The sequence below is a fragment of the Candidatus Villigracilis proximus genome, from assembly GCF_016717045.1.
GTDB lineage: Bacteria > Chloroflexota > Anaerolineae > Anaerolineales > Villigracilaceae > Villigracilis > Villigracilis proximus.
Window position 1 is genome coordinate 140,899 of the sequence record NZ_JADJUO010000036.1, and the last position, 22,224, is coordinate 163,122.

Below are 22,224 nucleotides of genomic sequence, written 5' to 3' on the forward strand. Positions count from 1 at the left end.
CATCCTTGTCACTCCTTATCACTCCTTCTCCCCACTCACCTTCATCCACGTCTTCTTCATGATCAGCGCATCTTCTTCCATGATGGGACTTTCGCACATGATGCGGCCGGCACAGCCAAATTTATGCAGCGCTTTGAACAAGGCTTTCATATCCAAATCTGCATCGGCGAGTTTGAGGTGATTCTTTTCGCCTTTGGGACCATACTCAATTCCCGAGAGATGAATGTGTAAATGCTTGAGAGCCTTTTCGCCCAATTCGCGGCCATAAAACTCCAGCACACGCGACCATTCATCATAGGTATTCATGGTTCCGTCACCGGGGCGGGCGTGTAAATGTGCAAAGTCCAGACAGGGCAGAACCATGTCTGTAGCAATGCTCATCGCAACAGCATCTTCAAGCGATCCTAGCATGGCAGATTTTCCCATTGTCTCAGGGCGGAGAGTCACTTGTGTGCCGTTCTTTTTTAATTCATCCACACAACCCTGCAAACGCGGAATGGCGATCTTCAACACGTCAAGCGGGTCATTCAAAAAATACGAACCCGGATGAAAGATAATATCCGTGGCGCCCGCGAGATAGCCGTAATGCGCCGCATCCATCAAACGCTTGCGTGACTTGGGCCATTCTTCATCCGTGGCATTCAAGTTAAAAAATACGGCGCGTGAACGCTTAATGCCACGTCATGTTCCTCGCTCGCAGCTTTGATCAAGGCGCAGGTGGCTTCGGTCACACGCACCGACTGCACCCAGCCAAGTTCCAATGTATCCAGTCCGATAGACTTGCTGAATTCAATTGCGCCTACAGAGCCGCCCGGTTTTTTCGGCGTGCCCGAGGGAGAACCAACGGTTCCAAATTTAAACGATAAAGTCATGGGAAAACTCCAGGGATTAGGGATTAGGGATTAGGGAAAATTAGTTTGCGCATATAAGGGCGGACCGAGAATTAATAATCCGATCAAGATCGCAGCCAGATGCCGCAACCAATACGGCGGCAGCGCCCACATCCTTGCCGATCTTCGCCAGCGGATGCCGGTCCGGGCTGGCGAGGTCTACAACAGCTTCGATGGCGGTGTTCATAAATTCAGCAGCGAATACCATCGCGATGGTTAAGATCAACACCGCCCAATCACGCGGCGGCACTCGCAGCCAAAAAGCAAAGATAAAAACCAGCGTGGCCGCCAGGCTGTGTATCCATGCATTTTTTTGCGTGCGCAAGGCATAATGCCAGCCGCGAAACGCGTGACGAAATGAATGGATGCGGGATAACAAAAAGGACATCAACTACGAATCCTGTATCTTGACATGCGACAGCCCGAGTCTTTCCAAAACATCAGCCTGCGCTTTCCACATCCGGGCTTTTTCCTCCGCCTCGGCATGGTCGTGCCCCAGTAAATGTAATGTCCCATGGATAACGAGTAACTGCGCTTCCGCTTCCACTGAATGTCCGCCGGCTTGCGCTTGTTGTGATGCGCGTGGAATCGAGATCAGAATATCACCAAGATACGGCACGCCTGTTTCGGGGTCTGCTTCAGCAGATGGAAAAGACAGTACATCGGTGGGCGCATCTACGCCGAGGAATTCGCGATTCAACTCGTGTAACTGCGCGTCGTCTGTCAGGACGATGGTCATGTCACAGTCAACAGGAGCAGCTTCGAGGTCCGCAAGAAGCGGGGTTGAAATTTCAAGTGTGAGACGGGCGGCGCGTTCCAATAAAGATTCATCTGAGAATTTTTGTTGCGAGTCTATATTTATCATTTTTCCTTCCGCAGCGCATGGATGGTTGAGTCCTGATCAGGGACTTTCGCATTGGGATATTGAATGCGCGGATGATAGGTGCCGCGCAGTGTGGTAACGAATGATTCAGTGATCAGACTCAGGTCACGGAGAGTCAGAAGCGTATCATCGAGCTGACCATATTTTTGCACCGTGTCGATCACATTGCGGACGAGCGCGCGCAGATTGTCATCTGTTTCGGGGCGTTCGGCGCGGGCGCGGGCTTCGGTGGCATCTGCGAGCATCAGCAAAGCCGTTTCACGCGAATTCGGGCGCGGACCAGGATAACGGAATTTTTCAATTTCCACTTTGGCCGCATCGCCGCCTACTGCATCCATGGCTTGAGTGTATTGATAGCGCGTGATGAGCGTGCCATGATGTTCAAGAATAAAATCCTGCAAACGTTCCGGCAGACGATACTTTCTCGCCAGTTGAACACCATCGGTCACATGGCGGATAATGGTCGCTGCGGATTCTTCAGGCGCGATATCATGATGCGTATTCACATTCCCCGGCACTTGATTTTCAATAAAAAATGTGGGGTTGAGCGCCTTGCCAATATCATGGAATTGCGCGCCCACACGCGTAAGCAAGGGATCAGCGCCAATTTTTTCGGCAGCCTGCTCTGCGAGATTGGCAACCTGCAAACTATGTTGATACGTGCCGGGTGCGTTGCGCAGCAGAAATTGCAGCAGCGGAAAATCAGGGCGTGAAATATCAAGCAATTGAAATGCAGTTGTGATGCCGAGCGACTGCGCAAATAAATATTGAAGCAATAGAGTGATACTTGCGGCTGAAAATCCCGCGAAGGCAACCACTCCGATAAATTGAACAATGCCAAGCCAATCAGGCGCGAAGAACGGCAGGCGATATGCCAAAAGCACAACAAAGCCTGAAAGCGAAATGGCGATTCCCGCGCGCACAAATCCCCAAAAGCGGCGCACCGGTCCCAGCACAAGCAAACCGATCAAAGATGACAGCAAATAATACGGCGCAAGGTCAAGTGTATTCGACAAACCATAAGAAGCCAGCAAAGAAAGTGGAATGGCAACCACAAGCCCCGCTTCAAGACCAAACAAAGCAGTCACGAGCAGCCCAGCTGCTTGTAACGGATACCCGTAAGGCGCAAGGGTACGGTTGGTAAATAAACGCGCACCAACCAAAAACACAACAAAAATAATAGCGATCACCAGCATACTGCGCGGATCATTTACAACAGCCGAGCGTTTGCGGCGATAAAAATAAAGGGGAACAAGGATCGCAGAAAGAATAATAATCGCCGCCGCCCCAAGCATATCCTCCCAACGCTGACCGGGGCGGATCATGCCGAGCTGCTGAAAAGCTTCCATATCTGCCGGGGTGATGATCTCCCCCGCAGGGACGATCGTCTCTCCGGCTTTATACGTCCGCACGATCGGCTCCACCGCATCACGCGCAGATTGACGGGCGGCGGTGGTCAACTCTTCACTAAAAAAACTATTGGGCACAACAAAAGCGCTAACCAATTCCGAAACCAGAATCGATTGCTGCTCATTCAAAGTAAGGCTTACAAAAGAGGAAACGCCAGCCTGCGTGGATTCCACTTTATCTTCAAAGATGGCGCGGCGCATCACCTGTTCCAATACCCGCAGGGATTCAGTTTGCACAATTTCCCAGCGCGTGTTGGAAATTCCGATCACATAATCAATGGTCTCAAGTTTTAAGCGGACATCGCTCAGCGCAACCAGATTCGATTTTTTCTGTTCCGCAGTCAACTCAACATTATCGCGCACAGAAGTGATGTATTGCAAAGCTGTCCGCAGCCGCTCGATCTGCTCACGCGCAATGGCAGCATCAGGCAAACTATAGATCGGCAGCACCGCACTCTCCGCCGCCTGACGCGCTTCTTCGGTGCGAATATCACTGACATATTCAATATCACGCGGAGCCTGCTGGGCAGTCTGCGACACATCCCCCACATCCAACGCCTGCGTCATCGGACGCAGCGCAATGGGCGTGGTCAGCGCAGCAAAAGAGACAAGACTGACCGCAACGATCAGGCTGGTCTGTAAAACTCGAATTCGGGTGGAAACGGGGGTACGTGCAGACATAAGGATCAATCATAAAGAGCAGACCTTTATCAAGCCTGCTCTTTATGATAAAAGATCACTTGGTAAGTAATTCTTTAACAGTGGAGCTGATCATATCATTTGGAGCGCGTCCCGCGATCTTGGGCATCACGATCTTCATCACCTTGCCCATGTCACCGGGCGCCGACGCGCCTGTTTCATCAATGGCGGCCTGCACCAATGCGCGCAGCTCTTCGGCGGGCATGGCTTGAGGCAGAAAAACCTCCAGAACTTTGATCTCGGTTTCGTTATCTGCGATCAGGTCAAGACGATCGGCCTTCTTCGCTTCTTCAATAGCCTCGCGGCGATTCTTGATCTCTTTTTGGATCAACGCCACAATCGCCAGTTCCTCAAGCGCGGCTTGCTTATCCACCTCGGCCTGCTTCACCGCCGCAAGCACCATACGCACCGTGCGCTTGCGGATCTCATCGCCGCTCTTCATCGCATCTTTGACTGATTCATTAAGTTGAGTTTTTATGTCCATAATTTGATTATACCCTTTCATGATTTGGATGAAGTGCCCGCTTCTTTTCATACCTCAAGCCTGCTTCAACACACCCGGGCATTCCCCGGGCTGATTAATTCTCCGGCTGTAAATCTGTAAACTTTGTAAACATTTCAGGTGTAAGGATTTTCTCCAGAATATCAAACTCATATTCCGTGCGTTTGATCGCAGCCGCGCAGGCATACGCAAAATGCGGCCCCTGTTTGGATGAGTCTAAATTCATCTTTCCGTGCGAATCGTTCGGCAAAAAAGCGAGTGCTATCTTTCGCAGAAATGGAACAAAATACAACGCATCCAACGGCAGATAGATCTTGCCAGAGCGAATGTCCGGGCTTTCGATCAAACTCTTTTGAACAGGATCGATCTCGGGCGGGGTAGGAGGCGTGCCTGGGTGTTGGTCAAGCCACATGGAGACGTAATTGGTATGGGCGTAGAAATCCTGCGCGGTATGAGTCAATCTTCCAAATGCGATCCAGGCGGAAAGCACGCCGGGAGCAAGCAAAGCTGCGAGCACAAGTCCGCGCTGCTCCGTGATATAGCGATGACCCGCATCAATGGCATTGTTATCAAAATGATATTCGTCGTGACCAAGTTGTCCGTGCAGGGCATCCTGTTTGCGATTAGCCGCAATGATCACCTCAAGCGCACGCGGACTAACACGGCTGCCGAGGGCTGTGCGGGTCATTTCTTCATGAATAGGTACAAGCATTTCACCGCTCTTTGCATAAATTGCTGAATTTACCGGGGAAAACAGTAAATAGAAATTAAGACCCTGGTTTGCCATTTATGCGATGTTCCATAAAATTATAAGCGAGGCCGGTATAAAGTGGTTATAATGCCCGCATGACTTTTTATACTGCAAAAGGCGACGATGGCACAACGGGCTTGCTCGGCGAAGGCCGCGTGCCGAAATATCATGTCCGTATGGAAGCGATTGGCGCATTGGATGAAGCATCTGCTGCGCTCGGGTTGGCGCGCGCGCAATGCAGCGCAGTGCAAACCGCGCCGATCCTGCTTGAAACGCAACGCGATCTTTACAAGTTGATGGCCGAAGTAGCCGCCACCCCCGAGAATGCGCCGCGATTTCATTTCATTGACGAATCACGCGTGAACTGGCTTGAAAAGCAAACTGACGAACTAAGCATGATCGTTGAGATGCCCAAGGAATTTATTTTGCCCGGAGATACGCTCGGCGGCGCGGCGCTTTCGCTGGCACGCGCCATTGTCCGCAGGGCCGAGCGCTGCGTGGTGAGTCTCTTTGATGAAGATGAGGTCATCAATCCCGACTTGCAACGCTACCTCAACCGGCTTTCTTCATTATGTTTTGTGCTTGAACTGCTTGAGAATCAAAACGCGGGAAAACAGACGAGTCTGGCGAAACCGTAGGTTAACAACAAGACTTCGGAAGTCTTTCCAGAAGCCTCTTAATCATACAGACTCAAAAAAGACTTCCGAAGTCTAACCACCATACAATGCGGGACAATGTGAGCGTAGCCGAAGTACAGACAGGCTTGTCCTTCGGCTACGGACTTCGCAAAGAGCGCTCAGTCCTCCGCTCAGGATGCACAACAGAGTTTCTCGAAGAACACTCGTCACTTCGCTCAGGATGCAAATCACATAAAAGGTAACTCACATGACAGGCACATTTATTAACGTCGCCGCCATTTTGATCGGCGGAACTATTGGCTTATTTTTCGGCTCCCGTATTCCCGAAAGATTCAAGAACACGGTCATCGCCGGTATGGGGCTTTTCACCGCCGCGATGGGATTGGAAATGTTCCTTGAAAGTAAAAATTCATTGATCGTACTCGGTGCATTGATCATTGGCGCACTGCTTGGCGAGTGGATCGGCATCGAAGACGGCTTGCAATCCTTTGGGCAGATGCTCGAAAAACGCTTTTCATCAGATTCAGAAACTGGCTCGGGGTCCAAATTTGTACGCGGCTTTATGGTCTCTTCATTGCTCTTTTGCATTGGACCAATGGCGATCCTTGGCTCGATTCAAGACGGCCTGAATGGAAATTATGAAATGCTGGCTGTAAAATCCACGCTGGATGGGTTTGCAGCGATCGCATTTGCATCCACCCTGGGCGTGGGCGTAATGTTTTCTTCGCTCATCATCCTTGTCTATCAAGGCGGCATCAGCCTGCTGGCCGGGCAGCTCGATGCGATCGTAACCGACCCGATGATGGCTGAATTGATCGCCACCGGCGGTGTAATCCTGATGGGGGTTGCAGTCAGCAATTTATTGGAACTAAAAAAAATCCGCGTAGGAAATTTCCTCCCCGCTCTGGCAGTCGCCCCATTGATCGTGTGGATATTAAGTTTATTTTAGGCAGGAGACTGTTTCTTAATTTGGCCTCTTGCAAAAGTCCATTTTTTTAACCACAACCCGCAGGGTTCATTAAACCTTCATGGTTTAAAAAATCGACCCCTGTCCAGCGGCGAGGCAAAAACAGGGGTCTGACTTAAGCGGCCGGCAAAGACCGGGTAAGCTAAAATCATTCTATCTTACTTTTATGAATTATCAATATTGACTTTCAGCGGATATTACCACGGTCTACTGTGTCAGCTTGATTACTAATAAACTTCACTTCTATTTTAAAAAATAACCACCATAAAGAATAAGGACTCGAGTCCAAAGATGATAAAACTGTATCAAAAAGCCTCACGATATAAAATCGTGAGGCTTTTTGCGTGCTTTGCTAAATATTGACTTTACTTAAATCAACTTCTTGCTTGAGATATTTTTTTATCGAGCAACAAGAACAAATATGCCGGGGAAGTTTACAGTCACAGTAACTGTATTGCCCGATTGCTCAAAGCCAGAGCAGATCATACGTCCGTCATCTGCATCATCAGGGTAGAGCGGGAAGGATGCGCCGCCGTATTGCTCAAGCGGAAGCTCAACCCAGTCACCTGCTCCATCTTTGGCTTGCGGATCCCAGTAAAGAATGGACATGCGTTTGCCAATCAATTCTTCAGGGATGACGAATGTAAGGGTCAGCAAGCCGCCTTCGGTCATGACGGGGATGGGGTTCCCTTCATCATCAAGCCCGACGGTAATCGCTGAGCCAAAGGTCAGACCAACGGGAAGACGGTCGGGCAGATCGCCTTCGGATGTTTCGCTAAGCTGGCTGCTTCCAGTGAACGGGCAGCCCACTTCCACAGAAGTACCTGTGTGCAACTGCAATGTAGTACTTGAGAAATTCTCACAATCTTGCAGTACCGGTTCACCATCTCCGTCTTCTGGAATGATGATCTCATTGGTCGGTTTTCCATCGTCATCATCATCTGAAGGATCCTGCGGAGGACAGGGGTCTTTAATTTTTTCAATAAAAGTATCGCCAAGTCCATTGTCTGAAAACTCAGGGCTGTTGATAAGAGTCAAATTTCCGTCTGTGCCGGGTTCGGTGTAAATACCATATTTGCCATTGTCGCTATAAATACCGCTATCCACGTTGACCAGGATATCTTCAGAGCCAAAACACGCAAAGGTATAGGTGCTGTATGCTTCCACACCATTTCCGCCGTTGGCTGTAACGGTTACGTTAACCAGATCCACCTGCCCGCCTGCAACTGTTAGCAGTCCCAGGTTGACGTTTTTCTGTGAAGAGGCTGTTTTCAATCCACACATTTCCGTCATAGGATTTTACCCATGCCCCATTTTCCGAATTACCATTTCCATCAATGAGGACATCCATAAGTGTAATATCACCGTTGCCGGCAAAAGCTTTCATCCCCCAATCACCGTTCTCTGTAAATGTGGCTCCGGTGATGTCAATATTGCCATTGCCGTTCATGCCATTCAAATACGCACCAATGACCCCATTATGAGAAGCGCCGATATTATCCAGTGCGATGGAACCGGCAGATGTGACGTACAAACCTGTCCACGTATTGTTATCAAAGGTGCTATCGGTCACACTGACTGTCCCTTCACCATAGGCGTTGTCAACATCAGCGCCGTCTTTATTGCCATTGGAAATAACGTCTGAGATAAATACATTCCCATTACTGGCAATATACAAACCGGCTTCATCATTGTCTGAGAAATCGCCGCCGCTCACAGTCACATCACCTGAGCCTTCATAATTGATCAGATCTGCGCCATCAAAGCCGTTCCCCGTGGCGTCGGTGTTGGTCATGGTGATCGCGCCCTCTGAGTTCACCCAGATGCCATTATCGCCATTATTGTTAAAGATACTGTCTGTAATTTGGACGCCGCCCGTATTGAGCAGGTCAAAGTTATACACTTCTGCGCCGGCAAAATCGTTTCCATTTGCCTGCACAGTATCCATGCTCACAGTGCCGCCTGAGTCAATGCCGATGCCGCTGCCGCCAGTATTATCGTCAAACGTACTGTCCTGCACAATTACATCACCGGTGCCGCTGCACTGTTCCAAAGCCGCATCATAGACACAGGTATCAAGACCTGCGCCGTACCCCAGACTGTTGCCGCTTGATACAATGTTGCTCAAACTTATGTCTCCAGTGGTTTCAACATACAAGCCCGCAACAGCATCTTCCGCGTCAATACTAAGATTGCTCAATGTGACATTTCCATGCCAGTTTATGATGGAAAGCGAGACATCAAGCTCGGAATAGTCGGCGTTATCCACAGCATCATCGCCGCTTATTCCGCTCCATCCACCTGTGAATGCAAGATTATCAAACCAGGACAGGGTGGTTCCATCAAAAATAATTGGGCTGTCATCTGCATTGGTGTAATCGCCCGCCACCCAAATCACGCCATTGCCGTTGTATGTAATGCCGTTATCAGAAATTAACGTTGTGATTAACTCTGTAAAAGTGGCAAAGCTATCAGTACAGCCATTTGCGCCGCTGGTTGGGGTAACACCATCTGGACACCAAATGGGATCGCCGGTAAGGATGATCTGAGCAGCTTCTTCACTTGCAAGAGGCTCGATACCAGTCTCACTTACCACAATTAACTCTGTACCATCAGGGATCTGCGCCATGATCTCTTCCACTGAATCAACAGGGGCTGATTCTTCTACCAAGGCAGGCTCTGTGACAATAAGAGTATCAACCTCAGGGGTGGAGGACTCTACGACATCTGTCACGGTTTCAGGAGTAGTTTCTTCCTGTGCAGGTTCAGAGGTTTCTTCGGTTGAACTTCCATCATCAGCGTAGACTGTTGTGGTGCCAACGGTACTGCTGATGATTACCATAACAACCATAAGCAGAAGCATAAAATGATTCAGTCTTTTTTGCATATTGGTTTCTCCCAAAAATAATAGTGTTGCGATAATTCTTTATTGGATACAACACTATATTACTTATGAGATGATTTTTTGGGAAGTAATACAACCTTTGATCCACTTACACTTTTGCAAATCGCTGTACCTTTATTACTGACATGGCTTCGATTGCGCGCTAACCGGCAGACCAAAGGACTCAAAGATAGGTACGCCATCCCATTCGGGCGGGAGCGGCAGACCCAGCACAAAAGCAGAAGTGGCGGCTGTGTCCATTACATGGACTTGCGTGGATAACTGTCCCGGCTGCACACGCGGACCGCTGATGATCCAGGGGATGGTCATATCATCAGGGATATCATATCCATGTGTGGTGTCATGCCCGCCGTGATCGGAGGTGACGATAATGATGGTGCTCTCATACATGCCTTGATCTTTCAACGCTTGCAGGATCAATCCAAACGCGGCATCATCGGCGGTGTAGGCTTTCAATTGTTTTTTAGACATCCAGCCATACTCATGCCCGGCCAGATCACCAGAGGGGAAATGCACAAACATGAGATTAAATCCCTGCATAACTTGATCGATCGCAAGTTCTTCGATGGCGGAATAATCTTCTATCTTATCCGTGCCGTCGATAAATGCAAAATAATCCAGGCTGACTGGTTCGGTGATCTGCCTTAGTTTTTCCTTGCCGACCACCATGGCTGTTTGTAACCCTGCAGTATGGACGAGGTCAAAAATATCGGTACCGATGGCAAATCCATTTTGTGGGACGTATAAGTTCCAGCGCACGATATGCTTTGCCGGGCAAGTGCCGACCAGCATGGAAGAATGTGCGGGCAGGGTGGTGCTGGGCATGATGGTTTGCGCGTTCAGGGTGTATGCGCCGCTTTGCATCAGTGATTGGACATTGAACATCTCTGCTTCTGCAATTGCATCAGGGCGCAATCCGTCAAAGCTGACGATCAACACACGGTCAATGCGCGGCGGCGGAGTGAATGTGACCGTGGGCGGAAGTGTGGCGGTGGAAGATGGCAGGGTGCTGCTCGGGATGAGCGTGGCTGTGAGGGGCGGAACAGTTGTCGGCGGGGAAAAGGATGCGAATGATCCGCAGCTTTGCAGGAGAATGCCAAAGAGAGTCAAAATCCAAAGTTGTGGATTTATGTTCAAGTTGTTTTTCCGTTGTGAATTTATTTTTAATGCGGGCATCTTATTTACAAATTGTGTCGCCATGTATATTTAAGATCGGCAAACCGAAGGCTTCATAAACCGGAAAGCCATCCCATTCAGGCTGTAAGGGAAGTTCGAGGGCATAAGCGATGGTGGGCGCAGTATCCATGATGCTGACGTGCGTTGTAATTTCACCGGGGACAATGCCGGGGCCATTCGCCACCCAGGGAATGAGCAGGTCTTCGATCACGGTGCCAACATGGGTCTGATCGTGGCCGCCATGATCGGCAGTGACAATGATCAGCGTGCTGTCTCGCAATCCACTTTCATTGAGCGCGACGAGCAAGTCACCGAGTGCGGCGTCGCCGTCGCGATAGGCCTTGAATTGCGCGTTAGACATCCAGCCGTATTTATGTCCACGGGTATCGCCGCTGCCAAAGTGGACGAACATCAGATCGAAGCCGGTTGGGATTTGCGCAATGGCGGCTTTCATGATCGTGGATTCAATGCCATAGACGATCTCGAAGACATCGGTTGTCTCAGGTTCTGCGAGCTGTCTTAATTTTTCCTTATTAACGATCATCACTGTTTTCAAGCCGGCCGCGTGCGCCAGATCCCAAACATCCACGCCTTGAGAGTATCCTTTGTAATAGGTGGTTACGTCCCAATCCACACCATGTTTGCTTTGGCATGTACCTGAAAACAAGGATGCGTGTGCAGGCAACGTGACTGCATAATTAATGGTGCGTGCGGTTGCGTATGCGCCGGTTTCCATTAACGATAAAAGATTTGGCATTGGCGCGGCGGCCACGGCATCGGCACGCAGACCATCATAGGTGATAACGATCACACGCTTGATCCTGGCGGAAGGCGGCTCGGGCGCGGGCGGAATGACCTCTGCGGGAACAGCAGTAACCGTGGAAGTTAACGTAAGCGTGGGGCTGGCTGTTGGTGTTGCAGTTTCGATTGGCGCGGCGGTTGGCAGGATCAGTGTTGGAGTACTTATTAAAATGGGACGCAGTGCATCCGCCCCCCAGATCACAGGCACAGAGCCACATCCCTGCGCCAGCAGGGCAATCACAATAAAAATTGAAAAACGCTTCACTATTTTATTTTCCCAGCATGGGCATTTTCAACCCGTGACGTTTTGCCGCATCAATTGCGATTTGATAACCCGCATCAGCGTGTCTTGCCACGCCCATACCTGGATCTGTTGTCAGGACTCTTTCCAGTCTGCGGGCTGCTTCCGGAGTTCCGTCTGCAACAATTACCTGTCCCGCGTGTTGACTGTAGCCCATGCCCACGCCGCCGCCATGATGGAACGAGACCCAGGTCGCACCGCCGACCGCATTGATCAACGCATTGAGAATGGCCCAATCAGAGATCGCATCAGAGCCGTCTTTCATCGCTTCCGTTTCACGATTCGGTGAAGCCACAGAACCGGAATCCAAATGATCGCGGCCGATCACGATCGGCGCTTTTACTTTTCCGCTCGCGACCAGTTCATTAAACATCAAGCCAGCCTTGGCACGTTCGCCATATCCGAGCCAGCAAATGCGTGAAGGCAATCCCTGGAACGGAACTTTCTCACGCGCCATTTTCATCCAGCGATGCAAATGTGCATCATCGGGGAAGAGTTCCATGATGGCTTTGTCTGTGGTGTAAATATCTTCGGGGTCGCCCGAAAGCGCCACCCAGCGGAAAGGTCCCTTGCCCTCGCAAAACAGCGGACGAATATAAGCGGGCACGAAGCCGGGGAATTCAAAGGCATCGCTCACGCCATTGTTATAAGCTTGCTGGCGCAGGTTATTTCCATAATCAAAAACTTCCGCGCCTGCGCGTTGGAAATTCAACATGGCCTGCACATGTTTCGACATCGAATCCATGGCCATCTTTTTATATTTCTCAGGATCAGACTCGCGCAATTGATTCGCAGCGGTGATGCTTAATCCAGACGGGACATAGAACAAAGCCTCATGTGCCGAAGTCTGGTCAGTGACCACATCGGGAATCACTCCGCGTGCAAAAGTTCACTGTATACATCCGCTGCATTGCCGATCAATCCAATCGATTTTGGAATTCCTTTTTGCTTGAATTCTTCCACCAAGGTCATGGCTTCTTCAAGATTATCCACTACCATGTCAATGTAGCCAATCGCGCGGCGGCGTTCGGCGCGTTCGGGGTCCACTTCCACCACCAGCCCCACGCCTTCGTTCATCGTAATCGATAAAGGTTGAGCGCCGCCCATGCCGCCCAGACCGGCGGTTAATACGAATTTGCCTTTCAGGAGTCCCAGCCTTTTAGCTTGGCGAGCGCGCCAAAGGTTTCGTATGTGCCCTGCAAAATTCCCTGCGTGCCAATGTAGATCCAGCTCCCGGCGGTCATCTGGCCGTACATGATCAGTCCCTTTTTATCGAGCTCATCGAACTTTTCCCAGGTGGCCCAATGCGGCACGAGGTTTGAATTTGCGATCAATACTTTCGGCGCATCTTTATGTGACTTGAAAACAATGACCGGCTTGCCTGATTGCACAAGCAGGGTTTCATCCTCTTCAAGATTTTTAAGTGATTCCAGAATGGCATCAAACGATTCCCAGTTGCGCGCAGCCTTCCCGCGTCCGCCGTAGACCACAAGATCATCAGGTTTTTCCGCCACTTCGGGGTCAAGATTATTTTGGATCATGCGATAGGCGGCTTCGGAAAGCCAGTTCTTGCAGGTCAATTGTGTGCCATGTGGCGCACGGACAACTCGAGATACAGACATTATGTGCTCCTTTATATAAATATCCTCGCAGCAATTATATATCGCGCGGAAACATTGATCTAAAATATTTTACTCATCTAATAATTTGATCGAGTTAATTACCGACTTTACATCTTCATAGATCTGCAGCTTGTACTCCTTTAAGTACAACAAAGACAGGCGAATGGTGGAATCACTGGTGGATTTAAAAAACACAGCTGAATAATAAAACGGGATGATCTCTCCCTGGTCATTTCTGAACGAAAATTGCCCGCCGATTTCGATCACTTTTACCTGATTCCCATTTTCATATAATTGAGCGGTATCCACTCGAAGCCCTGGAATCGCCCCTGAAGACTCAAGACTCCGAACAAGTTCTCCCATGGAATTCTCATCAATAGGTATCGAATCCTCCGAGTCCCATCTAAGTTTGGAGAATCCAAAAACGAAATTTTTCCTGATATCCGGCCGCAGGGGATAGGAATATAACCTGTCTGAACCGGGGCGATATTCAGCGAGATCCAATTCCATTTGAACACGCAAAAGTTCATTCTTAGCCGCTTCCTTCTTGAGGGCGGAATTAAATTCTTCCGAATTTGCGCGCAGGGTCAGCCACCCTGCGGGAAAGACAATTTCAATCCCAACATCACCATCCGTATATTTCGTACTTCCGTCGGGCAGCTTTTCAAGAGTAGTAGCGGCAGTTTCAGTCAGACCAGGAACATCGTCACCGGGTGCAGCTTCCGTAGACAGAGGTTGTGCAACCGCTGCAGTTTGTGTTATGGCTGCGTTTGCCGTCAACACAACAACGGTCGAAAGCATATTGAGATCAACAGGGGTGGGAGCCGCCATTTCAGGAATGGCACATGCGAGTGTTGAGATCAATAAGAGTGTCAATAGATACGATCTTTTGTGTTTCATGATTATTTCCTTTCGTTTAATTGTGCAAAGGTTTCCAATTAGGATCACTAATCCATAGTGACCCCGGTGATTCCAGACATCGAAGATCGGAAAACAGTTTCCTTCAACTCTTCCATGACAGACAGGTCAATGGTCATTGTCCTGTCCTTGTTTAATTAAAAATGGATACAACCATATCTGATGGCGTGCAGATTATGCAGGAAGTGAGAATGGGGATAACTCCTTCGTGGAATTAAAACCCACCCGGCTATTATAGCCGAGTGGGTTATCGAGACTTATTGCCTTTTCATCATGGATTAAACAGGACGAGACTGTTTACCACCTTTTCAAAATCAGGCAGGACAGTGTCTTTAAATTCAAGCGGAGAATAAAAATCAAGCACAACAAGGCCGGAGGCTGTCTTAAAAAATACGCCCTTGTAATAAGTTGTGCCGGTGGTCACACTCCATTTTTGTTCGATCACCAGAATATCCATGCCATTTATAGCCTTTTGCTCATTCGATGAAATGGCTTTGAAATCGGAATAGGGTTTAACCGATTCATCCTTTGCTATTTTTTCCAGGCTTCTGGTTTCATTTTGTTGAAAAACAACATTCATAAACGTAGGCGCACCGTTGACCACATGCCCGGGCTGGATATCAATGATATCCAAACGAAACCAGGCCGGGTCAAGCGTTTGGATGCGAGTCAAACGGTCACGAATCGCCTGGTCAGCGGCGGCGTTGTTTGAGTAGGCATCAAGATACTCCTGCTCATTCACGCGGATCGGCATCCAGCCGGCAGGGATGGTGATCTCGATTCCCGCCGGACGGTCAGTGAAAGTGACTGTCTGGTCATCGTGCAAAATTAGCGAAGTTCCAAATTGGGATATCCTTGGCGTAGCCGTCACACTTTCGGTTGGAGCGAGCGTGGGCGTAGCTGTAGGAAAAGGCGTTGCAGTTTCAGATGGAAGTGGAGTTACCGCAGCCGCGGTTTGTGAAAGAATTGCATTCGCAGTCATCACCACCAGAGTTGGCAAACTGGCCGGGTCAAAATTAGATGGAGCCGCAGACTGGCTTACTCCCGGAACAGCGCACGCCAGCATTGCCAGAAAAAGCACAAGTATTGTGATTTGATTTTTTAATTTTCATATTAATCTCCCTTTTTACTTTTTATTGACCTGATAGTCTCCAGCATAGCTTCAAAAACAGGGAATACAATTCCTGTAAATCCTCCACCGTAGACAGAGTAATGGTCATTTGTCCGTTTGCTGTATTAAAACGGCCTGCTTTTGAAAGACAACCACATCCACTCCGGAGGAATTTTTCATCGTATATTTTGATTCAACCCAGCCAATAAGAACCTCATTGACCGTGGATAATTTGGTTGAAATAATTTCAAGTCCGGGCACGGTCTCTGCAAGTTTTACCGCACTGGCCTTTAACGCCTCATCATTTTCGAGCGAAATAGATTCTTTCCCGTCCAGCACAAACTTCATCGTAGTGACGAATCCATTTTGGACATGCCCCTCCTGCGCATCAATCGCAAACAAACGCAGAACGTTCGGGGCATCATTTTGAACGCTCAAGAGGGCTTTTTGAATATCTTCATCAGCGGCTTCAGCCAGTTGAAACGCATCCAAATATTCCTCTTCACCCACTCGTGTAATCAACCAGGCGGCGGGCACGGTGATCTCGAAACCGGCCAGGTCATCCACAAAAACAGTGGAGGCATCCACTTGCACAGCGAGTGTGCTGCCCAATGAAATTATTTCGGAGGTGGGACTCGCCCTGACTGTCGGCGCAGTTGTGGCAGTAGGGAGCTGAGTCGGTCTGGATTGTTCAGTTTGCGCGATGGCGGCGGAAACTGTCACAGCCACCATGGTTTCAACGCGGCCCGTATCCGCTGTCGGCGCAAATGTGGGAACCGAAACGGTTTGAAGTCCCGGCACAACACAGGCAGGAATCGTCGCCAAAAAAAATATTGCGATGAAAAATATTCGTCGATTGCTCATGATCTTCTTCCCAACAGATGAAATGAAAAAGCCTCCCGGCAATTATAGTCGAGAGGCTTTTTAGATTCATGTCATTAATATTATAGTATCGGCCGATCCTTCACCATCATATCTGCAAAATTTGTGCCTTTCAATCTGTTCACCAGATCTTCCTGCGCATCACACCAAACCGGGCGCAGCGGACATGCTTCATCGAATGAACATGACCCCTTATCTCCAACACACTCATTGAGTTGAATGGGGCCGTCAATGGCTTCGATCACTTCCAACAAGGTGATATCCTTTGCATCACGGGCAAGGGTCACACCGCCGCGCGCACCGCGCGAAGTGTGCAGCAACCCTGCAATGGAAAGCTGTGAAACGATCTTGGCTAAAAAAGATGGGGGAATACGCTGTTCCTCCGCGATCATGCTGGTTGCAGTGCGTTGGTCGCCGCTGCGCGCAAGATGAAGGACCGCCCGAACCGCGTAATCTGCCTGACGTGTAATTTGCATACTGGCCTCTCTCAACTTAAAAACAGGTAAACTTTACCGACTATAACGATTTTATTGTGCAATGCAGTACAAAGCAAGTGATGTAGGTCACGGATAAATTATGACCTTTTGCTCCGAATTCAAATTGGACAAAAACCGCATCTTTCCCCGCCGACGCCTGATTCTGCCCAATATGCATCATCTCCCCGCAGCAGACTCTCCCTAAAAAAAGACTTCGGAAATCCTGTAGATTTCCGAAGTCTGCTTCTTTAAGGTTAACTCTTATTTGGTCAGCGTGATATTGCCGGCGCCGATGTTGATCACGATCGTAAGCGTTGGGCCTTCACCCTTTTGCTTGTATATATCCCCGCTTTGACTCCACTCTGAACCCACACTGACATTCGATGCGCCGCTGTCAATCGTGACCACTGCATTTACGCCTTCAGGGATCACCAGAATGATGTTGCTCAGTCCGCTTGAAACAGTGACCGATGCATCGCGTTGTAACTCGCCGGAAAAATCAAGTGTGTAATCGCCCGCGCCGGATGAAAAATCAAAGAGACTGAAATTGGCGTTGGCAAGGCCGGTCATCTTTACATCTGAAGCGCCCGTCTCATATCGGAAGGTGGACATCTCAACCAGATTCGGCTCGGAGAAAGTCAACTCCACATTTGCCGCGCCATCTTGAACGGTGAGATTGTTCAGGGAAAGTCCGCCCAGTTCAAAGGTCCCGTTATATGCGCCGGATTCAATGACCAGATCCATGGGCGTGTCGCCGAGTTTTAAATCCCATTCATTTTTGAGTTTATCAAAAGACGGAAATGAATTAACCTCACCCATCTTGATCTGTATATCGCCGCCATCTGTGACGATCTCAGGTTGGAAGACATCATAATTATAAGTAGCAGTGCCTTCCACAAGTTTCTTGCCCGGGGAGCAGTTCATGTCACCTGCGCCGAATGAAAGTTTCAAACTCACTTCATCAGTATCAGGAACCGGGATGACAATTTCTTCTGTTACCTCGGGGCCGGGGGTGGGCATTTTGGGCATGTCAATATTAAAACCGCAAGCCAGACTGGCTAATGCAAGCACGAGAAATGCTGAAATAAATCTTGTATTCATATTAAATTCTCCTTCTGGCAAACGTTTAGGCTTCGATTAATAAGAGTTGGCCAACAAAATTCCTTTAGTTGAGAGGTAGAAAGAAAGAATAGTTAATTCTGTCTGCTTTGCTTTGTGGCGCAACCATCTTTCATCAACGCCGCGTTCAATGCCTGATCCAGCGAGCGGACTTCGATGATCTCGATCCCTTTGGGATAGGCCTCACCTTGTCGAATCGCTTTGGGAACAATCGCAACTTTGAATCCCAGCTTTTGCGCTTCACGCAAACGCGCCACCATTTGACTCGGCATCCGCAATTCGCCAGCCAAACCGATCTCACCGATCAAGACCGCTTCGGCACCCACCGGTACATCCTTCCATGACGATGCAATTGCGGCGGCGATGGCTAAGTCCGCGGCGGGTTCGTCAATTTGAATACCGCCGACTACGTTGACGAAGACATCCTGCTCCGAAAGTTTTAATCCCACGCGGCGGGTTAGCACCGCCGAGATCAATAACAAACGGTTGAAGTCAATGCCGTTCGGCGTACGGCGTGCATTTCCAAATTGAGTGGGAGAAGTTAATCCCTGAATTTCAACTAATATCGGGCGTGTGCCTTCCATTGTCACGGCAATCGTTGACCCCGCCGCATTGACCAGCCGCTCCGCAAGAAACGCTTCAGATGGATTCGTCACTTCCACAAGTCCGCCTTCGCGCATTTCGAACACGCCCACTTCGGCAGTCGCGCCGAAACGATTCTTCACCGAGCGCAATAAACGATAGGCCTGGAATCGATCACCTTCCAAATACAAAACTGTATCGACAATATGTTCCAACACACGCGGACCGGCGATATTGCCTTCCTTTGTCACATGCCCGATCAAGAAAACAGATACGCCGGAAGATTTTGCCAACTCACGCAAATGTGACGAACACTCGCGCACCTGCGAAACCGAGCCCGCCGACGAATCCAATTCAGATAAATAAACAGTCTGGATCGAGTCAACAATGAGCAGGTCAGGTTTGAGCTCGCTGACGTGATTCAGGATCACTTCAAGATTCGTTTCCGTCACCAGTAAAAGATTTTTCGGCAATTCCTTTTTCCCATTCAACAAACGCACCGCGCGCATCTTGATCTGCCGTTCAGATTCTTCGCCTGAAACATACAGCACACGCTGCAAGTTCGCCATTTCCATTGCCATTTGCAGCATCAACGTGGATTTGCCAATGCCCGGGTCGCCGCCAATTAAGACGATGGAACCGAGCACAATTCCGCCGCCGAGGACGCGCGCAAACTCACCGATCGGCAGGTGGACTCGATCTTCCGCATCACCCCCGACCTCATCAATGGGACGCGGAATCGAACGGCCGCTCAGCCCGCGAGTATTTGCAGAGCCCTTGCTGACAGGTTCATCATGGACGACTTCCTCAACCATGCTGCTGAACGATCCGCACTGCGGGCATTTGCCCATATACGAAGCGGCGACTCTCCCACATTGTTGACAGACATAACGGGTATGTGTTTTTGTTTTTGCCATTGTAAATTTCCTTTGCTCGAAACGATGGCGAAAGTATAACAGAATTTATGTTCTGTTTTAGCCGGTTTGATCTTTGAACCACAAAGACTCAAAGGCACGAAGTCACAAAGAATCTTTGAGTCTTTGTGACTTCGTGCCTTTGTGGTTAATTTGTATTGAGTTGTTTTTTTACTTTTTGACTGCACTCACTGTGTTCGCAAAATCCGCGAACAGACCATAAGCCGTTTCAACGGGTCCGCCCTTCATGCCGGGTTTTTCTGAAAGCACGATCGAGTAATCGATAATGACATCGGTTCTAAAGGTAATGCCTGTGCTGGAATTCATCATTCCATATAAAGGAGAAGTGGAATCAACCAGCTGCGGAGAAACACTGGCTTCCACTTTGTCGCCAACTTTTTCAGCCGAGCAGACTAATTTATAGCGTTTGCCTTCAGCCTTGGCTTTGGCGATCATTTCAGGGGTGATGCCGCGAATGCCGGTGGGATTCACCTGCTGCGGGGTCATGGGGGTATCCATTAATACGGTGACCAGAGCGGCAACCTTGATCGCTGCATCCCAACCGTCCACATCGTTGGTGGGGTCGGTTTCGGCCAGACCAATCGATTGAGCATATTTAACCGCGTCATCGTAGGCTTCACCATTTTCCATAAGAGTAAGGATGACGTTGGTTGTGGCGTTGAAGATGCCTTTGATCGAGGTTAATTCTGCGAGCGGGAAGGTTTCACGGAAGACAGAGAAGACTGGCGCGCCGCCTAGCACAGTCGACTCGAATTTGAACTGTCTGCCCTTGGATTTGGCGAGCGCGGTCAACTCACGATAGCCGTGAACAACGGGTCCCTTGTTGGCGGTGATGGCGTGCATGTTCAAATTCAGTGCCGTGCGGATATGATCGAGCGCGGGCTGTCCGGTTTGAGTGTTGACCGGAGAATTCTCGAACATCACATCGGCGGATGAATGGTTGATTACATCAAGTGAATTTTTTACATCCACAGTTGATAGCGGAGCGATGGATTGTTTGCTTTCAACGAGTTCGAGGGCTTTTTGAATATCAAGTCCGTTGGGATTCACTGCGAAGCCGTGACTGCCCGTGGCGATGCCGGTGAATGAAAATGTGACATCATACTGACTCTTGAGCAGATCCTGCTTGCGGACTAATAAGCGGGCAAGCGAGCGGGCGACATTACCAAAACCAATGAGTGCGATTTTATAGTGCATGAATAAGATTCTCCTGTATGTTCAGACTTCGGAAGTCTTTTTAGAGTCTTCATGACTTTTATTCGTCAAGGCAGACTTCCGAAGTCTTATTTGATTATATGGGTGGGTATGGAAACGCGCGCCGATCTCGCGGGCGCGTGGATATACTTTTGAGGTGAGTAATTTTTCAGCACGGCGTTTGAGTGCGGTGACTTCGCCCGGGCTGAGATAAGACTCAAAGAGGCTGGGCCAGTTATCAGTTTGGGAAAGAGATGCGAGTAATTCGTCTGGAATCGCCTGCCCGGCGAAATCCCAGATCACAGTCCGCAATTTATTTTCTTCGTGAAAACAAACGCCGTGATCGATGGCGTATAGTTTGTGCGTGTCATTTTCAAAAAAAATATGACTGCCTTTGCGGTCGGCATTGTTAATGAGAATGTCAAAGAGCATGACAGGCTGGAGTAAATTTTTATCATCTTCGGTAAAATTAAAATAATGATAATCCACGTCGTACTCAATATATTGTTGAAGCGAGCCGCGTCCGTGCGGACCATCTTCACGCAGTATGGTGACGGGCACAATATGCAAGCCGAGTTGTTCACTTAATAGATACGCGGCGACTTCACGCTGCGCCAATGTGTTATCGGGAAAATCCCAAAGCGGCTGCTCGCCTTTGCACGGTTTATAGACGGCGGGATATTCCACGCCTTCGTAATGCACATCCACAAAGAAGGTGTAATTGCTGCCGAGCATGAACTGGCCTTTGAGTTCATATGTGCCGAGGGTGAGCGCGGTTTGAATTTTGGTGATGGGGGAAGTATTCATAGAGAGTCAAAGGTCGAAGGTCGAAAGTCATTGACCTGTGACTTTCGACCTTCGACTATTTTATTAATGTAAGTGTCCGTTTTTCTTGGGGCAGAAATGACCTTCAGGTTCCATCGGCTGACCGCATTGCGAGCAAACCGGACGCCCGCGGCTCGCCACATCTACGCCCCAACGCGCAAGTTTACGTACCTGACTACGCGTTGCCCAAAAGCGGATCTGCGCCGCGGATTCGGGTTCTTCCTCTTCGGTCAGCAGTTCTTTGGCAAAGATGACCACCCGATCACGGTCTTTATCATACGCGAGCCCGATCTCACCCGCACGAAAAAGCGGATCAACCGGCGGATGAATTCGCATGTGTTCCTCGGAAAATTCGCCCGAGGCTTCTTCAAGATCAGGGTTTTGCTGATTGATCTGCGAAAGGAATTGTTCAATGCCGATCGCGAGTGATTGCACTTGCGCTTTTTCGACCAGGATCGTCATCGTGCGCTGATCTTGATAGGCCTGCAAATAAAAAACGCGCTGGCCGGGGTTGCCAATGGCATCCGTGGTAATGTGATCACAAGGGTCTACGTCAATTTCAAAGCGGGGCATATTTTTCCTTTTTGGAAGAAACACCGGATCTGCAAGGTTTCGGAAACCCGCCAAATCTCGTTGAT

General features: G+C 49.4%; 22 protein-coding genes and 1 pseudogene. 2 read left to right on the forward strand and 21 right to left on the reverse strand.

Going from position 1 to position 22,224, the window contains the following annotated elements; genetic code table 11:
• Positions 1–18: 18 nt before the first annotated feature.
• From IPL71_RS24360 to IPL71_RS24390, 7 genes are all read right to left on the reverse strand, one after another.
• Positions 19–645 (reverse strand): TIM barrel protein, encoded by a 627-nt coding sequence (locus IPL71_RS24360; RefSeq protein WP_345326168.1) that lies wholly within the window; start codon positions 643–645, stop codon positions 19–21.
• Complete coding sequence (locus IPL71_RS24365; protein WP_345326170.1) at positions 642–872, reverse strand: hypothetical protein; 231 nt, start codon at positions 870–872, stop codon at positions 642–644. Before IPL71_RS24365 ends, IPL71_RS24360 begins: the two co-directional genes overlap by 4 nt.
• Positions 873–912: 40 nt before the next feature.
• A complete protein-coding gene (locus IPL71_RS24370) occupies positions 913–1,278 on the reverse strand; it encodes a diacylglycerol kinase family protein (RefSeq protein ID WP_345326172.1) in 366 nt (121 codons plus the stop codon).
• A 3-nt stretch (positions 1,279–1,281) separates the two neighbouring features.
• On the reverse strand, positions 1,282–1,755 hold the full coding sequence (gene ybeY, locus IPL71_RS24375) for an rRNA maturation RNase YbeY (protein ID WP_345326174.1): 474 nt from the start codon (positions 1,753–1,755) through the stop codon (positions 1,282–1,284).
• The gene (locus IPL71_RS24380) at positions 1,752–3,863 is read right to left on the reverse strand and encodes an HD family phosphohydrolase (protein ID WP_345326176.1); all 2,112 of its coding nucleotides are present in this window, start codon (positions 3,861–3,863) and stop codon (positions 1,752–1,754) included. Before IPL71_RS24380 ends, ybeY begins: the two co-directional genes overlap by 4 nt.
• A gap of 55 nt (positions 3,864–3,918) precedes the next feature.
• Positions 3,919–4,365, reverse strand: a complete 447-nt coding sequence (locus tag IPL71_RS24385; protein WP_345326178.1) for a GatB/YqeY domain-containing protein — start codon at positions 4,363–4,365, stop codon at positions 3,919–3,921.
• Positions 4,366–4,459: 94 nt separating this feature from the next.
• Complete coding sequence (locus IPL71_RS24390; protein ID WP_345326180.1) at positions 4,460–5,095, reverse strand: hypothetical protein; 636 nt, start codon at positions 5,093–5,095, stop codon at positions 4,460–4,462.
• A gap of 134 nt (positions 5,096–5,229) precedes the next feature.
• Between IPL71_RS24390 and IPL71_RS24395 the strand changes: the two genes are divergently transcribed.
• The gene (locus tag IPL71_RS24395) at positions 5,230–5,772 is read left to right on the forward strand and encodes a cob(I)yrinic acid a,c-diamide adenosyltransferase (protein WP_345326182.1); all 543 of its coding nucleotides are present in this window, start codon (positions 5,230–5,232) and stop codon (positions 5,770–5,772) included.
• A gap of 247 nt (positions 5,773–6,019) precedes the next feature.
• Positions 6,020–6,721: a DUF554 domain-containing protein gene (locus tag IPL71_RS24400; protein ID WP_345326184.1), complete on the forward strand. Its 702-nt coding sequence runs from the start codon at positions 6,020–6,022 to the stop codon at positions 6,719–6,721.
• A 417-nt stretch (positions 6,722–7,138) separates the two neighbouring features.
• On the opposite strand, the gene IPL71_RS24405 is transcribed toward IPL71_RS24400, so the two are convergent.
• From IPL71_RS24405 to IPL71_RS24470, 14 genes and pseudogenes are all read right to left on the reverse strand, one after another.
• On the reverse strand, positions 7,139–8,014 hold the full coding sequence (locus IPL71_RS24405; RefSeq protein ID WP_345326186.1) for a hypothetical protein: 876 nt from the start codon (positions 8,012–8,014) through the stop codon (positions 7,139–7,141).
• On the reverse strand, positions 7,938–9,626 hold the full coding sequence (locus IPL71_RS24410; protein WP_345326188.1) for a right-handed parallel beta-helix repeat-containing protein: 1,689 nt from the start codon (positions 9,624–9,626) through the stop codon (positions 7,938–7,940). Before IPL71_RS24410 ends, IPL71_RS24405 begins: the two co-directional genes overlap by 77 nt.
• A 135-nt stretch (positions 9,627–9,761) precedes the next feature.
• Entirely contained in the window at positions 9,762–10,781 is a 1,020-nt protein-coding gene (locus IPL71_RS24415; RefSeq protein ID WP_345326190.1) for an alkaline phosphatase family protein, read from the reverse strand.
• Between the two features lie 40 nt (positions 10,782–10,821).
• Positions 10,822–11,886 (reverse strand): alkaline phosphatase family protein, encoded by a 1,065-nt coding sequence (locus IPL71_RS24420; RefSeq protein ID WP_345326192.1) that lies wholly within the window; start codon positions 11,884–11,886, stop codon positions 10,822–10,824.
• A gap of 4 nt (positions 11,887–11,890) precedes the next feature.
• Positions 11,891–13,544 (reverse strand): annotated as a pseudogene (hutU, locus tag IPL71_RS24425) (urocanate hydratase).
• Between the two features lie 69 nt (positions 13,545–13,613).
• On the reverse strand, positions 13,614–14,444 hold the full coding sequence (locus IPL71_RS24430; RefSeq protein ID WP_345326194.1) for a hypothetical protein: 831 nt from the start codon (positions 14,442–14,444) through the stop codon (positions 13,614–13,616).
• Between the two features lie 289 nt (positions 14,445–14,733).
• Positions 14,734–15,543, reverse strand: coding sequence for a hypothetical protein (locus tag IPL71_RS24435; protein WP_345326196.1), 810 nt, complete (start codon positions 15,541–15,543; stop codon positions 14,734–14,736).
• Positions 15,544–15,678: 135 nt separating this feature from the next.
• Positions 15,679–16,437, reverse strand: coding sequence for a hypothetical protein (locus IPL71_RS24440; protein WP_345326198.1), 759 nt, complete (start codon positions 16,435–16,437; stop codon positions 15,679–15,681).
• Positions 16,438–16,517: 80 nt separating this feature from the next.
• On the reverse strand, positions 16,518–16,931 hold the full coding sequence (locus tag IPL71_RS24445; RefSeq protein ID WP_345326200.1) for an RrF2 family transcriptional regulator: 414 nt from the start codon (positions 16,929–16,931) through the stop codon (positions 16,518–16,520).
• 261 nt (positions 16,932–17,192) lie between these two features.
• On the reverse strand, positions 17,193–18,032 hold the full coding sequence (locus IPL71_RS24450) for a toast rack family protein (protein WP_345326202.1): 840 nt from the start codon (positions 18,030–18,032) through the stop codon (positions 17,193–17,195).
• 92 nt (positions 18,033–18,124) lie between these two features.
• Complete coding sequence (gene radA, locus IPL71_RS24455) at positions 18,125–19,549, reverse strand: DNA repair protein RadA (RefSeq protein WP_345326204.1); 1,425 nt, start codon at positions 19,547–19,549, stop codon at positions 18,125–18,127.
• A gap of 168 nt (positions 19,550–19,717) precedes the next feature.
• Positions 19,718–20,764 (reverse strand): homoserine dehydrogenase family protein, encoded by a 1,047-nt coding sequence (locus IPL71_RS24460; RefSeq protein WP_345326206.1) that lies wholly within the window; start codon positions 20,762–20,764, stop codon positions 19,718–19,720.
• 21 nt (positions 20,765–20,785) lie between these two features.
• Positions 20,786–21,568, reverse strand: a complete 783-nt coding sequence (locus IPL71_RS24465; RefSeq protein WP_345326208.1) for an SCO1664 family protein — start codon at positions 21,566–21,568, stop codon at positions 20,786–20,788.
• Between the two features lie 63 nt (positions 21,569–21,631).
• Positions 21,632–22,159 (reverse strand): Rv2134c family protein, encoded by a 528-nt coding sequence (locus IPL71_RS24470; protein WP_345326210.1) that lies wholly within the window; start codon positions 22,157–22,159, stop codon positions 21,632–21,634.
• Between the last annotated feature and the right edge of the window lie 65 nt (positions 22,160–22,224).

What these genes read in the sequence shown, in the direction of transcription:
- IPL71_RS24365 (WP_345326170.1), bottom strand. Translation starts at nt 872, where the DNA reads ATGACTTTATCGTTTAAATTTGGAACCGTTGGTTCTCCCTCGGGCACG.
- IPL71_RS24370 (WP_345326172.1), bottom strand. Translation starts at nt 1,278, where the DNA reads ATGTCCTTTTTGTTATCCCGCATCCATTCATTTCGTCACGCGTTTCGC.
- ybeY (WP_345326174.1), bottom strand. Translation starts at nt 1,755, where the DNA reads ATGATAAATATAGACTCGCAACAAAAATTCTCAGATGAATCTTTATTG.
- IPL71_RS24380 (WP_345326176.1), bottom strand. Translation starts at nt 3,863, where the DNA reads ATGTCTGCACGTACCCCCGTTTCCACCCGAATTCGAGTTTTACAGACC.
- IPL71_RS24385 (WP_345326178.1), bottom strand. Translation starts at nt 4,365, where the DNA reads ATGGACATAAAAACTCAACTTAATGAATCAGTCAAAGATGCGATGAAG.
- IPL71_RS24390 (WP_345326180.1), bottom strand. Translation starts at nt 5,095, where the DNA reads ATGCTTGTACCTATTCATGAAGAAATGACCCGCACAGCCCTCGGCAGC.
- IPL71_RS24395 (WP_345326182.1), top strand. Translation starts at nt 5,230, where the DNA reads ATGACTTTTTATACTGCAAAAGGCGACGATGGCACAACGGGCTTGCTC.
- IPL71_RS24400 (WP_345326184.1), top strand. Translation starts at nt 6,020, where the DNA reads ATGACAGGCACATTTATTAACGTCGCCGCCATTTTGATCGGCGGAACT.
- IPL71_RS24410 (WP_345326188.1), bottom strand. Translation starts at nt 9,626, where the DNA reads ATGCAAAAAAGACTGAATCATTTTATGCTTCTGCTTATGGTTGTTATG.
- IPL71_RS24430 (WP_345326194.1), bottom strand. Translation starts at nt 14,444, where the DNA reads ATGAAACACAAAAGATCGTATCTATTGACACTCTTATTGATCTCAACA.
- IPL71_RS24440 (WP_345326198.1), bottom strand. Translation starts at nt 16,437, where the DNA reads ATGAGCAATCGACGAATATTTTTCATCGCAATATTTTTTTTGGCGACG.
- IPL71_RS24445 (WP_345326200.1), bottom strand. Translation starts at nt 16,931, where the DNA reads ATGCAAATTACACGTCAGGCAGATTACGCGGTTCGGGCGGTCCTTCAT.
- IPL71_RS24450 (WP_345326202.1), bottom strand. Translation starts at nt 18,032, where the DNA reads ATGAATACAAGATTTATTTCAGCATTTCTCGTGCTTGCATTAGCCAGT.
- radA (WP_345326204.1), bottom strand. Translation starts at nt 19,549, where the DNA reads ATGGCAAAAACAAAAACACATACCCGTTATGTCTGTCAACAATGTGGG.
- IPL71_RS24460 (WP_345326206.1), bottom strand. Translation starts at nt 20,764, where the DNA reads ATGCACTATAAAATCGCACTCATTGGTTTTGGTAATGTCGCCCGCTCG.
- IPL71_RS24465 (WP_345326208.1), bottom strand. Translation starts at nt 21,568, where the DNA reads ATGAATACTTCCCCCATCACCAAAATTCAAACCGCGCTCACCCTCGGC.
- IPL71_RS24470 (WP_345326210.1), bottom strand. Translation starts at nt 22,159, where the DNA reads ATGCCCCGCTTTGAAATTGACGTAGACCCTTGTGATCACATTACCACG.